This is a genomic window from Bradyrhizobium iriomotense, assembly GCF_018129405.1.
Classification (GTDB): domain Bacteria; phylum Pseudomonadota; class Alphaproteobacteria; order Rhizobiales; family Xanthobacteraceae; genus Bradyrhizobium; species Bradyrhizobium iriomotense_B.
The window spans coordinates 40,717-55,030 of sequence record NZ_JAFCLP010000010.1; the positions used below are offsets into that span (position 1 = coordinate 40,717).

Annotated in this window: 15 protein-coding genes; 14 read left to right on the forward strand and 1 reads right to left on the reverse strand. The window is 61.6% G+C overall.

What is annotated here, in order from left to right; all coding sequences use genetic code 11:
- The first annotated feature begins 15 nt into the window (after window positions 1-15).
- The 14 genes from JQ592_RS21050 to JQ592_RS21115 all read left to right on the forward strand — a co-directional run bounded on the left by JQ592_RS21050 (window position 16) and on the right by JQ592_RS21115 (window position 13,305).
- Entirely contained in the window at window positions 16-591 is a 576-nt protein-coding gene (locus JQ592_RS21050; protein WP_211404704.1) for a type IV secretion protein, read from the forward strand.
- An 80-nt stretch (window positions 592-671) separates the two neighbouring features.
- Complete coding sequence (locus tag JQ592_RS21055) at window positions 672-968, forward strand: TrbC/VirB2 family protein (protein WP_211404705.1); 297 nt, start codon at window positions 672-674, stop codon at window positions 966-968.
- Window positions 968-1,306: a type IV secretion system protein VirB3 gene (locus JQ592_RS21060; RefSeq protein ID WP_211404706.1), complete on the forward strand. Its 339-nt coding sequence runs from the start codon at window positions 968-970 to the stop codon at window positions 1,304-1,306. Before JQ592_RS21055 ends, JQ592_RS21060 begins: the two co-directional genes overlap by 1 nt.
- On the forward strand, window positions 1,299-3,665 hold the full coding sequence (locus JQ592_RS21065) for a VirB4 family type IV secretion/conjugal transfer ATPase (RefSeq protein ID WP_211404707.1): 2,367 nt from the start codon (window positions 1,299-1,301) through the stop codon (window positions 3,663-3,665). Before JQ592_RS21060 ends, JQ592_RS21065 begins: the two co-directional genes overlap by 8 nt.
- The gene (virB5, locus tag JQ592_RS21070) at window positions 3,662-4,384 is read left to right on the forward strand and encodes a P-type DNA transfer protein VirB5 (protein WP_211404708.1); all 723 of its coding nucleotides are present in this window, start codon (window positions 3,662-3,664) and stop codon (window positions 4,382-4,384) included. The genes JQ592_RS21065 and virB5 overlap by 4 nt, the downstream gene beginning before the upstream one ends.
- The gene (locus tag JQ592_RS21075; RefSeq protein WP_211404709.1) at window positions 4,381-4,629 is read left to right on the forward strand and encodes an EexN family lipoprotein; all 249 of its coding nucleotides are present in this window, start codon (window positions 4,381-4,383) and stop codon (window positions 4,627-4,629) included. The genes virB5 and JQ592_RS21075 overlap by 4 nt, the downstream gene beginning before the upstream one ends.
- Window positions 4,630-4,640: 11 nt before the next feature.
- Window positions 4,641-5,627 (forward strand): type IV secretion system protein, encoded by a 987-nt coding sequence (locus JQ592_RS21080; protein WP_211404710.1) that lies wholly within the window; start codon window positions 4,641-4,643, stop codon window positions 5,625-5,627.
- A 349-nt stretch (window positions 5,628-5,976) separates the two neighbouring features.
- Entirely contained in the window at window positions 5,977-6,648 is a 672-nt protein-coding gene (locus tag JQ592_RS21085; protein ID WP_211404711.1) for a virB8 family protein, read from the forward strand.
- A complete protein-coding gene (gene virB9 / locus JQ592_RS21090) occupies window positions 6,645-7,496 on the forward strand; it encodes a P-type conjugative transfer protein VirB9 (protein WP_211377411.1) in 852 nt (283 codons plus the stop codon). The genes JQ592_RS21085 and virB9 overlap by 4 nt, the downstream gene beginning before the upstream one ends.
- A gap of 11 nt (window positions 7,497-7,507) precedes the next feature.
- On the forward strand, window positions 7,508-8,653 hold the full coding sequence (gene virB10 / locus JQ592_RS21095) for a type IV secretion system protein VirB10 (RefSeq protein ID WP_211404712.1): 1,146 nt from the start codon (window positions 7,508-7,510) through the stop codon (window positions 8,651-8,653).
- The gene (gene virB11, locus JQ592_RS21100; protein WP_211404713.1) at window positions 8,650-9,681 is read left to right on the forward strand and encodes a P-type DNA transfer ATPase VirB11; all 1,032 of its coding nucleotides are present in this window, start codon (window positions 8,650-8,652) and stop codon (window positions 9,679-9,681) included. The genes virB10 and virB11 overlap by 4 nt, the downstream gene beginning before the upstream one ends.
- Window positions 9,647-11,590: a type IV secretory system conjugative DNA transfer family protein gene (locus JQ592_RS21105; RefSeq protein ID WP_211404714.1), complete on the forward strand. Its 1,944-nt coding sequence runs from the start codon at window positions 9,647-9,649 to the stop codon at window positions 11,588-11,590. Before virB11 ends, JQ592_RS21105 begins: the two co-directional genes overlap by 35 nt.
- Entirely contained in the window at window positions 11,574-12,740 is a 1,167-nt protein-coding gene (locus tag JQ592_RS21110) for an LPD7 domain-containing protein (protein WP_211404715.1), read from the forward strand. The genes JQ592_RS21105 and JQ592_RS21110 overlap by 17 nt, the downstream gene beginning before the upstream one ends.
- 316 nt (window positions 12,741-13,056) lie before the next feature.
- Window positions 13,057-13,305 carry a hypothetical protein gene (locus JQ592_RS21115; RefSeq protein WP_211404716.1) on the forward strand — a complete coding sequence of 83 codons (249 nt, stop codon included), beginning with the start codon at window positions 13,057-13,059 and terminating at the stop codon, window positions 13,303-13,305.
- A gap of 26 nt (window positions 13,306-13,331) precedes the next feature.
- Here JQ592_RS21115 and JQ592_RS21120 read toward each other — a convergent pair whose 3' ends face one another.
- A complete protein-coding gene (locus tag JQ592_RS21120) occupies window positions 13,332-14,225 on the reverse strand; it encodes an IclR family transcriptional regulator (protein ID WP_349630481.1) in 894 nt (297 codons plus the stop codon).
- Between the last annotated feature and the right edge of the window lie 89 nt (window positions 14,226-14,314).

Consider the following 14,314-nt stretch of genomic DNA (forward strand, 5'->3'; position numbering starts at 1 on the left):
AGAAGGCGATCAACAATGGATCCTGCGGCATTTGCTGCTCTGGTCGAGCAGTGCGCTCCAACACCGGACCTGGTGCGGCCGCTGACGGCGATTGTGCGGCAGGCGAGCGCGTTCGAGCCGCTGCTCATCACAATTGAGGGGCGGAAACCGGTTCCGATCCTGGCGAGCGACCGCGAGGAAGCCATTCAGCTCACGACTGAGGCCATCGCCACGGGCCAGCGGGTTCGAACTGGTCTTGCCCAACTTGACCCCGCGGAAACAAAGCAGGCCGGGCTGACGCCTGCGACGACATTCGACGCGTGTCAGCATATCGCTGGCCTTGGCAGATTGTTTGGCGCGCGACTGAAAGCGGCCAGCATCAAAAGCTCAGACCGCGACCAGGCTGTTGTCCGCGTTGTCGCAAGCTTCGCGGCGAGGGCTCCCAGCCAAACGGCCGAGCCTCACATCCAGCCAACCGCGTCCGCCGACACTGAGCGTTCCAACAGCGATGCGTCGCCGATCAATCCACCTTCACCGTTGGTCAGCGAGCATCCTCGCTGGGACGTCTATCGCTCAGGACGGGGCACATCAGCCTTCGTCTATGACCGATAGGGATCGCCATTCTCTATCTCCACTCAAAAATACGCGGTCCGACCCTAGGGTCCGGCTGCAATGCCAATCGGAGCAGTGTCATGACTTCTTTTCTTAAACACTCCGCCGCCCTGCTTTGCATGGGGGCCGTTCTCAGCATCGCGTTAGTAGAGCCGGCGCTGGCGCAGACCGCGAACATTGAGGGCGTGCTGCAGAACATCGTCAACATGTTGACGGGCAACGTTGCGCGCCTGCTGGCGACGCTGGCGGTCATCATCGTCGGCATCGCCTGGATGTTTGGCTACCTCGATCTGCGCAAGGCCGCCTATGTCGTCCTCGGTGTCGCCATCACGTTCGGTGCCTCAGAGGTGGTCTCAACCTTGACTGGAGGTCATTGATGGCCGAGGCCGCGCGTCTCACGGAGGACACCTTGTTCCTCGCCTGCACGCGTCCAGCCATGATTGCCGGTGTCACTATGGAAGCTATGGCGCTCAACGTGATGTTTTCCTGCATCCTGTTTCTGGTGGCCGGAAGCATCATCTACGGCCTGGTCGCGATTCCGATCCACGGTCTTTGCCGCATCATCTGCCGGCACGACCCCAATATGTTCCGAATTCTTCTGGCCTGGATCGAAACGCGAGGACGCGCACGCAACGCCACATTCTGGGGTGGATCGTCCTGCACGCCGCTCAAACTCGTCAGGCGATATCGAACCAGGGACCTCGGTTATGCGTAACGCCACGCTTAAAACCCGGGAGATCGAGCCCAACGTCTACCTGCCGTTTGGCCGGCATGTCACCGATACAGTGATCAGTCTTACCACACGAGCCCTGCTCACGGTGATCCGGATCGAGGGGACCTCGTTTGAGACTGCCGAGACCTCGGATCTGAACGATCTTCACGGCAAACTGAATCTCACCCTGCGCAATGTCGCAGACCCGCGCCTCGCACTCTGGACCCACCTGGTGCGCCGCCGAACGTCGGTCTATCCGGACGGTACCTTCCGGTCAGCTTTTGCGGCTGGACTCGACGCACAATATCACGAACGCCTTCAGAAAGAGGCGCTGTTTCGCAACGATCTCTATCTGACACTGGTTTGCCATCCCGGTCGTGCGGCGACGGATACGGCCGCCGCGTTCTTCAGGCGGCTTCGCCAAAGCGCCGGTCACTCCGTCGAAGTCGACGGCGAGGCCCTGAAGCGGCTTAACGATGCCACGCGAGATGTTATCGCGGCACTCGACCGTTACGGCGCCCGTGCGGTCGGAGTGGCTGAGCGCGACGGCATCATCTTCTCAGAACCAATGGAGCTGCTCCATGCGCTCGCCTCCGGCGAATGGATGCCGATGCCGTTGCCGCAGGGGCCGATCGGCCCCGCACTCTACTCAAATCGAGTCATCTTCGGCCGCGAAGCTCTCGAGATTCGGGCGGCCGGCGGATCGCGGTTCGCTGGCATCTTCGGACTCAAGGAATATCCGGCGTCCACCCGGCCTGGCCTGTTGAACGCGCTACTCTCGGCGCCTTTCGAGCTGGTCATTACGCAATCGTTCGCGTTTTTGGCGAAAGCCGACGCCAAGACGGTCCTGACACGAAAGCAGAACCAGCTGGTTTCGGCTCAGGATCCGGCAGCCTCGCAGATCGACGAGCTCTCTGACGCCCTCGACGATCTCGAATCCAACCGATTTGTGCTTGGAGATCATCACCTCTCGCTCTTGGTCTACGCCGACACGCCTTCGCAGCTGCAGGGACAAATGAGCGTCGCACGGCGCGCGCTTGCCGATGCGGGAGCGGTTGTCGCCCGGGAAGATCTTGGACTTGAAGCTGCCTATTGGGCGCAGCTTCCTGGGCTGTTCAAATACCGGGCGCGCACTGGCGCGATTAACTCGCGGAACTTCGCGGCGCTCTCTCCCTTTCACACCTATCCCACCGGGCAACCTGCAGGCAACCACTGGGGACCGGCGGTGGCGATGCTCAAGACGGCGTCGGGCTCGCCCTACTATTTCTCCTTCCATCATGGCGACCTCGGCAACACCTTCATCTGCGGCCCATCGGGGTCCGGAAAAACCGTCGTGCAGAACTTCCTGCTCTCGCAGGCCGAGCGGTTAGGGGCCTCTTACGTTTTCTTCGACAAGGACCGGGGTGCTGAGATCTTCGTGCGCGCCGCCGGCGGCACCTATCTGACCTTGCGCAACGGCATGCCGACCGGCTGCGCACCGCTTAGGGCGCTCGAGCTGACGCCAGCAAACCTTTCTTTCCTGGGCGAACTAGTTCGGAAACTCGTTACGCCGGATGACCGCCCGCTGACGGTTGTCGAGGAGGAACGGATCGATTCCGGATTGCGAGCGCTCGGTCAGCTGCGGCAAGCAGAACGTTCGTTCGGGACGCTGCGGGCTTTTCTCGGCCAGCAGGACCGCGAGGGCATCGGTGCACGGCTCGAGCGATGGTGCCGGGGCGCGCCTTTCGGCTGGGTGCTGGATGGCGAAGAGGACGCCATTGGCCTGGAAGCCCGGTTCATTGGTTTTGACATGACCGATCTCTTGGACCACCCCACCGTTCGCACGCCACTCATGATGTATCTATTTCACCGCGTCGAGCGGCTGATCGACGGCCGGCGCCTGATCATCGACATCGACGAATTCTGGAAGGCGCTGGGGGACGAGGCGTTCCGAGATCTCGCCAACAACAAGCTGAAGACCATCCGCAAGCAGAACGGTGTCATGGTGTTTGGCACGCAGTCGCCACGCGACGCGCTGGCCTCGCCGATCGCGCACACCATCGTCGAACAATGCCCGACCCAAATCTTCCTGCCGAACGCGCGGGGCACACGCGCGGACTATGTCGACGGCTTCCATCTGACCGACACGGAATTCCGTCTGATCAAGGAGGAGCTCGCCCCCGAAAGTCGGCGCTTCCTGGTCAAGCAAGGCCACAACTCGGTGGTGGCGGAACTCGACCTCAGCGGCTTCGACGATGCGCTCGCCGTTTTGTCAGGACGCACAGAGACCGTCGAGCTGCTCGATCGCATTCGCAACCAGGTCGGTGACGATCCCGCGCATTGGCTGCCAGTGTTTCACGCCGAGAGGAGGAAAGCCCAATGATGATCCAACGTATGCCTACGGTTCTCACCTCCCTGTCGGTCGTGACCCTCCTGATTGCCTCACCTGCTGGGGCGGAGATTGTGTTCGACCCAAGTGTGTTCGCGCGGCAATTTGAGCAGCTGACGGAACTGAAGAAGCAGGTCGACACCCTGACGTCGCAGCTCAAGGTCGCGCAGGACCAATTGAGCCAGGCCAAGCAGCTCTATGACAGCTTCAACAAGCGGACCAACGCCAACGACATCGGCGCGCTCTTGAACACGCCGCAGTTCCGAAAAGTTCTGCCCCAACAGTTCTCCGATATCGAACGTCTCGTCGCGGGGCAGGGTGGCGGTAACTTCGCCAACGCCATCGACCATTATCTTTCGCAGAACCGCCTTTATACCGGCAACAGCGGCAACTCGTATTACCAGAGCGAGCTCGACCGGATCGCCCGGCAGACCGGAGCCAAGCACTCCATGGGTCAGGCGGTATACGACACGGCCTCGCAGCGCATCGATGCGCTTGAGGAGCTCAGAGCTCGCATCAGCTCGGCGACTGACGCCAAAGAGGTTCTTGATCTCTCAGCGCGGCTGCAGGCCGAACAAGCGCTGCTGCAGAACGACGTGCTCCGAATGCAGGGTCTGGCCATGATCCAGCAGGCCCGGGCGGAAATGGATGGCCAGCGGGAGCGGGAGAGACGGCGACAACTGGTCGATGAAATGAAGGCGGCTCTGCAATGAAGACGAGACTTGCCATTGCTTTCCTCACCGTAATCGCCGCGGCTCTTACGGGCTGCAACGACGCCAACGAGGGTCAACAAGTCAAAACTGTCGGCTGGTTCCTGGATCATCGCGATGAACTTGCGGTGGCTCTCAAGGCGTGCCGCGACAATCCGGGCGAGCGCGGGAAAAGACCCGACTGCATCAATGCCAATGAAGCCAGCAAGAAGGCCTTCGTCAAAGAGATGAAGGACGCTCTGAAGTAAGGACCGCCACGATGGCCGTAAACGTCTTCGACAGCTTCCTGAAGGAGTTCGAGCAACCAATCACGGCATTCGTGTCGACGTCGGCCTCGAATCTCGCCACCTACATCGACGGTCCACTTCGTACCGCCGTGACGCTCTACGTCATTCTATATGGCTTTGCCGTGATGCGCGGCGCGATCTCCGAGCCGATCATGGAATTCGCCTGGCGGGCGATGCGGATCGTGGTCGTGGTGTTGCTGGCGACGAATTCCAGCGCGTTTCAGCAATACGTCACGAGTCTGTTCTTCGACTCGTTGCCGAAAGAAATCGGCAATGCGTTAGCGGGCTCAGGACTGAATACCAGTTCGGGAGCTCCCTTCGACCAACTTCTCTCCAAAGGAATCGACGTCGCCAATAAGATCTACGATCAAGCGGGAATCACCGATGTGGCGCCGGCACTGATTGCGGGCATTCTTCTCGTTTTTGTGGCAGTTGGTTCTTTCTTACAGTTCGCTATCCTGCTCTATGCCAAGGTTGGTCTAGGCGTTGTCATCGCACTCGGCCCGATCTTCATTGCGCTGGGACTCTTCGAAGCGACGCGCCCGTTTACAGAAGCCTGGCTTCGGCAGCTCGCGAACTTCGTGATCCTGCTTGTCCTGGTTGTCGCGCTGGTCGGGTTGATGCTGTCCACTGTCAGCGGCTTCATCGACAGGTTTGGAGCCAACGCAGGAACGGCGGGCGAGATGGTAGTGGCCGCTGTCGCCATAAGTGCCGTGCTCGGCCTATCCGGATATATCGCACTTCAGCTACCGATCATCGCAGGCGGTCTCGCCGGCGGCGGCGCGTCGCTCGCTAGCCGGCTGGTCACTAGCCCACTGGTTGCCAATGCCACGGCGGCGGCCGGAGGTGCGTATGCCGGCGCGCGCTGGTCGGCCAGAAGGGGTCTCGCCGCCATAAGAGCCGGCCGACAGGGCGGCAGTATGCAGCGTGCCCGATCGCAGGGATCCACGGCAGCCTAAACAACAATAGTCGCCAGCAATCAGGCGATAGACAACGACAGGGGCATCAGAACGATGTGGCGTCGAGTATTCATCATTTGCGTCATCGCATCGCAGCTTGGAGGCTGCGGGACCTGGTCAAAGGGGCCGCCGTCATGTGACGGCACGGCTCGGCGGCCGCTCAACCGTTCGCTGTGGGATTCGGAGTCCGGCGCGCCGCCAACGACACCCGAGCCGTCGGCTTCGCCGTCCGCCCCCATCACCCGGAAAGGCGAGAGCAGCCCGCCAACGCCCTCGACCCATCTCGCCGCGTCCGGCCGGTGGGCCGACATTGAGGCCTCTTACCGCGCTTGCGGCAAGGAGGCCTGAGATGGTCGGCCATGATGAGCTGAAAAGCTACTTCGAGAACGCGCGGCGTTGGGAACAAGACCTGTTACTCTCGGCCCATCGCTCGCGGCGAACAGCGTGGGTGATTGCCGCGGGCTCCTGTGTCTTGGCGGTTGCCTCGGTCGGTGCGGTCGCAGCGTTGGCTCCGCTCAAGACCGTCGAGCCGTTCGTCATCCGCGTCGACAACGCGACCGGCATTGTCGACACTGTCTCGGCCCTCAATTCGACGCCGGCGCGGTACGACGAAGCCGTCACCAAGTATTTCCTTGGACGCTATGTTCGCGCACGCGAAGGTTACAGCTATCCGGAGGCCGAAACCAATTTCCGCACGATCTCCTTGCTTTCGGGGCAGGGCGAGCAAGCGCGTTTCGCAGCCTGGTACCGCGGCTCCAATCCCGAAAGCCCGCAAGTCGTTCAGGGCCGTTTTGGGGTCGCAACAGTGCGGATCAAGGCGATCTCGCTATTGGCCGACAATGTCGCGTCCGTACGGTTCATGAAAGAGAGCCGCAAGGGCGAAGAAACCCATGTGACCCATTGGGTTTCTACCCTGACATTCTCATACGCCAACGCACCGATGTCATCGGCCGACCGTCTGATCAATCCGCTCGGCTTTCTGGTTTCGGAATATCGTGCCGATCCGGAGGTCTTGCCATGAAACGTTTTGCGCTCTGGATCACTTTAGCTCTCGGGTTTGCCGGACCGGTGTTGGCGCTGCAGCAGCCAGCGCCCGGGCAACACGATGCGCGCGTACGGACCGTGACCTATGACCCAACCAATGTGGTCCGCCTTAACGGCGTCATCCGCGCCTCGACCCAGGTCGTGTTTGCCGATGACGAGGAAATCGCCCATGTTGCGATCGGTGACGCGATCGCATGGGAGGTCGCACCCGCGGGCTCGATCCTTTTCCTCAAGCCCCGCGAAAAACACCCACCAACGAATCTGCAGGTCGTCACCACCCGACCCGACGGACGCAAGCGCTCCTATCAGTTCGAGCTGTCGATCGCTGAGACCACGCTGGCGGACAGCTACTTCGTCGTCCGCTTTGCCTATCCCGGCGACGAGATCGAGCGGCGGCGCATTGAGGCGGCTGCCCGCGGCGCAGAACGGGAAGGCGCGCTCATCGATCAGACGTTTGACCTGCATCATGCCTACGGCGCCCGCAACTGGCGTTTTTCCGCCCAAGGCTCGATCGACCTCGAACCCGAAGCCGTCTTCGACGACGGCAAGGAGACCACGTTCCGCTTCGCTGGTAATCGGGAGATCCCGGCCATCTACCTGATCAACTCGGATGGCTCTGAAAGTCTCGTCCCTAAGGATGTCCGCGGCGAGCTTGTGGTGGTCCACGCCACGGCCCGCGAGTTTCGGCTGCGCAAGGGCGACATCGTGCTCTGCATCTTCAACGAAGCGTTCGATGCTGTCGGCGTCAATCCCGGCACCAACACCACGAGCCCCTCGGTCGAGCGGCGGGCGAAGAGGCCAACTCCAACCCCAAGGGCACGATAGGCGGGCACAACATGACCGAGCATGAGAATGAAACGCTTGCCGGCGAGCGAGGAATCACCCCGGTGGGAGGAGGGGACAATGGTCGAGCAGCCATGCTCAAACGCGGCTTCGGCGCGCTTGCGCTCACCGCATTCGCCTTTCTGATCATCTGGGGGACCTGGAAAAGCGACAAGCCGGTCAGCGAGTCCGCCCGCAAGCTCATGATCCGTCAGGCGGCGGCGTTCGAGCCCGCCGCCGAGCCACCTGCCTCACCCATCACCACGGCGTCCATCCCGGTCGCACCTGTTGCTGCCACGCCGGCGGCCCCCGCGCCGGCTCCCGACCAGATGCTGGAAAGCGCACGGCGCGCGCCGGTGCTCGCCTATAACCGGCCGGTCGCGTCGGGGCGTCCGCCCCATAATGGCCCGACCGGAAGCGTCCCCATCGATCCCTATGATTTTGGGCGGGCCGAGCCACGCAACGAGCTTGCGGACAAGCTGAAACCCACGCCGATCGAAGGCGTGCGCGCGGCCCGGCTTCACAATCGCAATCTTTTGGTCACCCAGGGCACATCGATCCCTTGCGTGCTCGAGACTGCGATGTCCTCGGATGTGGCGGGCTTCGTCTCCTGTGTCGTGTTGCGAGATGTGATGTCGGATTCCGGCAATGTGGTGCTCATGGAAAAAGGCACTCAAGTGGTCGGCGAATATCGTGGCAATGTCCGGCGCGGCTCCAAACGGATGTTTGTGCTATGGGCGCGCGCCAAGACGCCGACGGGCGTGATCGTGGCGCTGGCCTCGCCTGCCACTGATGCGCTCGGCCGCGCAGGGTTCGACGGCGACATCGACACGCATTTCTGGGAGCGTTTCGGTTCGGCGCTGTTGCTGTCGATCGTCAGCGATGCCTCCTCGATCGGGCGGCAGCAATTGCAAGACGGCTCGATCCAGATCAACAACACTGCTGGTGCGAGCAACACCGCCGCCGGCATCGCCGTCGAGCAATCAATCAACATCCCGCCGACGCTGAGCAAGAACCAGGGTGAACTCGTGAATATCTTTGTCGCGCGCGACCTCGATTTCTCGTCGGTCTACCAACTTAAGCGGATCGAAAGTCGCACCCAGATTCTCGACCGCACCCTCCCCGGAGGCCTCGTCGGGCCAGCCGTGGTGACGAAATGAGCACAGGCGCATCGGTCAATCACGATGGCGGACGGTTGGTGCTGGCGCGCTACCTCGAGCCGCTGGCGCCATACTTGGCCGACAACACCCTGACCGAAATCGTCGTCAACCGTCCTGGCGAGGTTTTTGTGGAAGGACCTGACGGCTGGAGACGGCAGGAGGAAGCGACGCTCACGCACGCGTACCTCTCACACCTTGCGACAGCGGCCGCCGGTCACACCCGCCAGGACATCGGACCGGAATGTCCGGTGGTGTCGACCAGCTTGATCGGCGAGGAGCGCTGTCAAATCGTTGTGCCGCCCGCGGTCCCCGCAGGCATGATCAGTCTCACGATCCGCAAGCCCTCAACACTAACCATGAACCTGGACGCCTTGGAGCGGGTAAAGCTGTTCGATGAGGTCCGCTCCGCCAGTGACGAACTGGATGCCGACGAGCATCGGCTGCTCACGCTGAAAGAAACTGGCCATTGGCGCGAGTTCCTTGAGCTTGCGGTACACACTCGCCGCAACATCTTGATCTCGGGGGCGACGGGGTCCGGCAAGACCACTCTGTCCAAAGCGCTGATTGCTGCTATTCCGGCGCATCAACGGCTCATCACCATCGAAGACACCGCCGAGCTGGTCATCCCGCATCAGAATTGCGTCCGGCTGCTCTATGCCAAGGATGGACAGGGTGTGGCCAAGATCGGCCCCCGCGAACTCCTGGAATCGTCCTTGCGCATGCGGCCTGACCGCATTCTGCTGCAGGAGCTGCGCGACGGCACCGCCTTCTTTTATCTTAGGAATGTGAATTCGGGGCACCCGGGATCGATCACGACGGTTCACGCCGACAGCGCTCGCCTCGCCTTTGAACAAATGACTCTGCTGGTCAAGGAGAGTGCGGAAGGGCGTGACCTCCATCGCGACGATATCCGTTCGCTGTTGCTACATCTGGTCGACGTCGTCGTCCAGATGCAGAAGCGCAACGGCCGCTACCGCATCTCGGAAATCTACTATGACCCCGTTCGCAAACGCGACCACGCCCGCTAAAGCGGCTGGGGGCACGGCGCTCGCGCTCGTGGCCGGCGCGGTCTTCCTGCTCGTCGCTTCGAACGTTCTACTGCTCGGGCTCAGGCTTCACGATGGCGGCTTTCACTGGTCGGAGATCGTAACGAGTTGGCCGCGTTACGGTACCGACCCGCGTTTCGACCGCTGGCTGACGCTGTCGACCCTTGCCGGCGTGGTTGTGGTCTTTGGCTTGGCCGGTGCGATCTTCCGGCAGCGTGCTCTCCCGCTTCACGGCCGCGCTCGTTTCGCATCCGAGCGCGAGATCAAGGCCGCTGGCCTGCGATCCAAAGAAGGCGTGCTGCTCGGCCGCAAGGATGGTGCGCTGCTCTGCTTCGGCGGGTCGGAACACGTCCTGGTCTACGCTCCGACCAGAGCCGGAAAGGGCGTCGGCTATGTCATTCCAAACCTTCTCAATTGGGCGGATTCAGTCGTCGTTTTGGATGTGAAGAAGGAGAACTGGGATCGCTCGGCGGGGTTTCGCGCAGCCCACGGGCAGGAAGTCTATCTATTCGATCCGCTCGAGGAAAATGGTCGCACCGCGTGCTACAATCCGCTTGGCTATGTGCGCAGCGATCCCGCGGACCTCTATGACGATCTACAGCGCATTGCCGTCATGCTGTTTCCGGCCGAAAGCCGAGGCGATCCCTTCTGGTTCGAGGCTGCCCGCTCGGCCTTTGTCGCGATCGGCGGCTATGTCGCGGAAACGCCAGGTCTTCCATTGACGATCGGCGAAATCCTGCACCAGCTTGCCGTGGCCAGTGACCTCAAGGCACATTTTGAGAAACTCATCGTCGCTCGCAAGTCCGGCCCTTCCCCACTGTCGCGACACTGCATTACAGCATTGAACGACTTCCTCGCGGCTTCCGAAAACACCATGAACTCGGTTCGTAAGACCGTGACCGCGAGGCTCGGCCTTTGGCTCAATCCCCGCATCGACGCGGCGACCGCAACCAACGATTTCGACTTGCGGCAGCTGCGGCAACGGCCGATGTCGATCTATCTCGGCGTGACCCCTGACAATCTCGACCGCATGGCGCCGCTTCTGAATCTGTTTTTTCAGCAGGTGGTCGATCTCAATACCCGCGAGCTGCCCGAACAGAACTCCAAAGTCAATCGCAAGGTGCTGCTGTTGCTCGATGAGTTTCCGGCGCTGGGCAATGTCAGCGTTCTCGCGAAATCAGTCGCCTTCATCGCCGGATATGGCATCCGCCTCCTTACGGTCGTCCAGAGTCCGGCGCAGCTACGCGCGATCTACGGAATCGACGCGGCCCGCAACTTCATGACCAACCACGCCGTCGAGGTGGTCTTCGCCCCGAAGGAACAGGATGTCGCTAATGAGCTTTCCGAACGGATTGGTTTCGACACCGTCAAAGCGCGCAGCCGCAGCGGACCGAAAGGCTTGGCGACGCGCTCGACCAGCGAGACCATTTCTGAACACCGCCGCGCCCTGATGCTCCCGCAAGAGCTGAAACTTCTTCCCAAATCGAAGGCGTTCATCCTGGGCACCGGCCTTCCGCCTGTCGTCGCGGACAAGATCGTCTACTACGAAGACAAGGCGTTCCTGTCACGTCTGCTGCCGGCCCCTGTCCCGAAGCTGCCGAGGGGCCGCTCGACCGCGCTGCTTGACGCCGAGATCAAGGAGCTTCGCTCCGAGGTCGCCGAGCTGCGCGCGGTATTTCGGTCTCGCCCATTGACCGACGAGGAGGTGGCCGACCCCTCCACAATTCCAGCGAACGCCTCTTTCGATTTTGGGGATGTAGACGTCGAGCTCGAAGGGCTCTCTGAGGACGATCTCAAAGCTTGGACCCTGAACTACATCGACGCTCAGGCCATTCCGCCGACGCAGCGGACTGGCCACAAGCAGAAGGTTGAGCATGAACGACGGGCATGACGCTAGCGAGGATTTTAGCCTGGAGCGACAACGTCGCGCGGGGCGCGCTTCCCCCCGAGACAAGGGGGACGATAAGTCCATAGCAACAGCCCCCAACACGCCTTCATCCGCGGAGGTCACCGATAGTGCGTTTCCCGATCGCATTCGTCGGAAATATTACGTGGTGGCCAAGGAATCCCAAAAGGATGGACCCGACCGCGAAGCGCGACTCTATGCCGATGAACGGAAAGAGTACCTCGCGTTCAAGGCCACTGACGATCGCCTGGTCACCCGCATAGCTGCCACAGAGGTGATCCGGGACATGGTCAGCGTTGCACAACATCGCCAGTGGGAGGCACTACACGTCCGTGGCTCCGCAGAGTTCCGGCGTGAGGCCTGGCTCGAGGCTAGTGCGCGCGGAATAGAGGTGCAGGGCTATCGGCCAAACGAGCTTGATCGCCAGGCGCTCGCTGACCGACGAGTCGCATGGGATCGAGCCCAGGCCCGGACCAACGATGTCGAGGCTCGCTCGGCCTCCAACAGGCCACTGCAAGCGGATAGGCTCGATCATGACCAGGGCGTTTCCGGACGTCTGATGGCGGTCGGTTATGGCCCCTACCGCAACCGCCCCGACGCGGAGCCCTCAACCTATGTGGCCATTGAACTGGACGATGGCCGGCGACATCAGGTGTGGGGCGTCGGCGTGGTAACGGACGTCGCAGACAGTGGCGCCAGGCCTGGCGATCGCATCTCTCTGCGAAGGGATGGCGTCGAGCCCGTCATCAGGGCGATCAAGTCCACAGACGCCGCCACAGGAATCGCTAGCATTGAACGGCGCCAGATGTGGCGCAACAGGTGGAGTGTAACGGTGGAGGCACGCCGTGCAGACCGACCGGTGGCCGCGCATGATTCCGACCTGCTCGCGGCCCAATCCCAGATTGTCGCTATCAACAAGCTCGTCGAACGCGCTCTGCCGAACGATGAGAATGCTCGCCAGAACATTATGGCTTTCGCCAAGGAGCGCATCGCCCAGCATCTAGAGAACGGGCATACGTTTTTGCGGGCAACAGTCATGGAAACGGTTCGAGATCGTCATCCATTGGAAAGAGATAAGGAGATCCGAATAGCTCAGACTGGGGAACGCGCGAGAATGCGTAAGCGTGAGCGCTGAATGCACCGAGGTCAATCACTGGGCCGCACTGGGCTTTTGGGAAAGTACCCCCTCGAAGACAACTCAACCGTCGCGACAATGCAGAACAGCGGAATCGGACTCCTGAAGCCGGGAATTGCTGGTGGCGTGACGCCTAGATGTCGCGCGGTGCGAGCACCTCTGAGGGCAGCTGACTCTTAAGGTTCCAGCCCTTGTGCGCCCACCATATAAATCAAACGCTTAGCATCTAGCGCGGCGCGGTACGGTCCATCGTCCGGCCGGGCCGAGGCGTGGCGGTAAGACTTCGGCTGCATGCCAACCAACCTGCAGGGCGACCGTGCGGCTCGACCAGGGCCAGAAAAACGACTGCCAGAACGCTCCATGCCCGAGCGACATCGTCTCGGAATGGGGGGCGAGAAATCTCGGAATGCCGGGCGACATCATCTCGGTACACCTGGGCGCGATCATCGGAATCCGCAGTCGCACGATCTTTGGCGTTGAGGAGCTGCCAGACGAGGCGCTCGGCCTGAGGGCTGCTCTACAGGTCAGTATGACGCCAGGGAGGGTTATCGGCCTCGACAAGTGAAAAGGACGGTCACCTGAGCTGAAGGTTCAGCTTTTTGGGCGAGACGCATGCGTCTGGCGGTCGGGCAGGTCACGAACCAACTTATCTGTGAACCGAATTGCCATTTGGCATGTCGACTTTCGGATTCGATCGAGGGCCGCCCCGGTCAGCCGGTGCGCAGGACCGAAGCTAATGACGATACCGACGAGATCGCCAGCGTCGCCTTTGACCGGGGCGGCGATGGCGTTGACGCCCTCCATCCACTCGCCTTTTACGAGAGCGTACCCATCGCGTCGAACCGCCTCTACCCGGGCGATCTGCTCATCGACGTACGTTGGCGGGCGGCCGAGTTCCTGGCGGATTCTGTCCAATGCACCTCGAACGTCAACGTCCGGCTGGAAGGCGAAGGCGACCTGTTGGATCCCGCTGATGCCACGCCCGCCTCTAAGAACTTGGTCGAGAGGTTGTGAATCACCTACCGTATAGTACACGCGAATGGTCTGGGGTGTTTCCACCTGGTCCAGCGTGACGACGGTGTTGCCCTCAACGATCACGAATGTAGCGGTTTCCCCCGTCTCGGCGACGAGTTCACTCAGGAGCGGGTGGACCAACGCGAGCAGAGCATCGTGAAAGCGCGGCGCGCGGGACAAGCGCCACAGCTTCGTGGTCATGACGTAACGATCGCTGCCTGCCTCCCGCGACACGAAACCACTGGCGACCAATGTCTGAAGGAGCCGGTGGACGTTGCTTTTGGTGAGGGAAAGTTCGCTCGCAAGGTCCGAGACACCGCGCGATTGCTTGCTCCGGCAGAGGGTCTCGATGAGCATCAAGCCTTTCGTCAGAGTTTTGTCTACGCCCGCCGGCGCGGTCGTACGGCGTGGATCGCGTCCGGAAGCTGGTTCGGAGCGGTCCTTCCTCGAAACAGGCACTCGAATCCCCACAATCTATCGTCGCCGACGCGCCCACGTCTACGCATGCAATCGGACCTGAACGCTAAGCGGACGGGAGCGGCCACTCAGGCCTTCGCGCG

What these genes read in the sequence shown, in the direction of transcription:
- JQ592_RS21060 (WP_211404706.1), top strand. Translation starts at nt 968, where the DNA reads ATGGCCGAGGCCGCGCGTCTCACGGAGGACACCTTGTTCCTCGCCTGC.
- JQ592_RS21055 (WP_211404705.1), top strand. Translation starts at nt 672, where the DNA reads ATGACTTCTTTTCTTAAACACTCCGCCGCCCTGCTTTGCATGGGGGCC.
- JQ592_RS21065 (WP_211404707.1), top strand. Translation starts at nt 1,299, where the DNA reads ATGCGTAACGCCACGCTTAAAACCCGGGAGATCGAGCCCAACGTCTAC.
- virB9 (WP_211377411.1), top strand. Translation starts at nt 6,645, where the DNA reads ATGAAACGTTTTGCGCTCTGGATCACTTTAGCTCTCGGGTTTGCCGGA.
- virB5 (WP_211404708.1), top strand. Translation starts at nt 3,662, where the DNA reads ATGATGATCCAACGTATGCCTACGGTTCTCACCTCCCTGTCGGTCGTG.
- JQ592_RS21080 (WP_211404710.1), top strand. Translation starts at nt 4,641, where the DNA reads ATGGCCGTAAACGTCTTCGACAGCTTCCTGAAGGAGTTCGAGCAACCA.
- JQ592_RS21105 (WP_211404714.1), top strand. Translation starts at nt 9,647, where the DNA reads ATGACCCCGTTCGCAAACGCGACCACGCCCGCTAAAGCGGCTGGGGGC.
- JQ592_RS21075 (WP_211404709.1), top strand. Translation starts at nt 4,381, where the DNA reads ATGAAGACGAGACTTGCCATTGCTTTCCTCACCGTAATCGCCGCGGCT.
- JQ592_RS21110 (WP_211404715.1), top strand. Translation starts at nt 11,574, where the DNA reads ATGAACGACGGGCATGACGCTAGCGAGGATTTTAGCCTGGAGCGACAA.
- virB11 (WP_211404713.1), top strand. Translation starts at nt 8,650, where the DNA reads ATGAGCACAGGCGCATCGGTCAATCACGATGGCGGACGGTTGGTGCTG.
- virB10 (WP_211404712.1), top strand. Translation starts at nt 7,508, where the DNA reads ATGACCGAGCATGAGAATGAAACGCTTGCCGGCGAGCGAGGAATCACC.
- JQ592_RS21085 (WP_211404711.1), top strand. Translation starts at nt 5,977, where the DNA reads ATGGTCGGCCATGATGAGCTGAAAAGCTACTTCGAGAACGCGCGGCGT.
- JQ592_RS21050 (WP_211404704.1), top strand. Translation starts at nt 16, where the DNA reads ATGGATCCTGCGGCATTTGCTGCTCTGGTCGAGCAGTGCGCTCCAACA.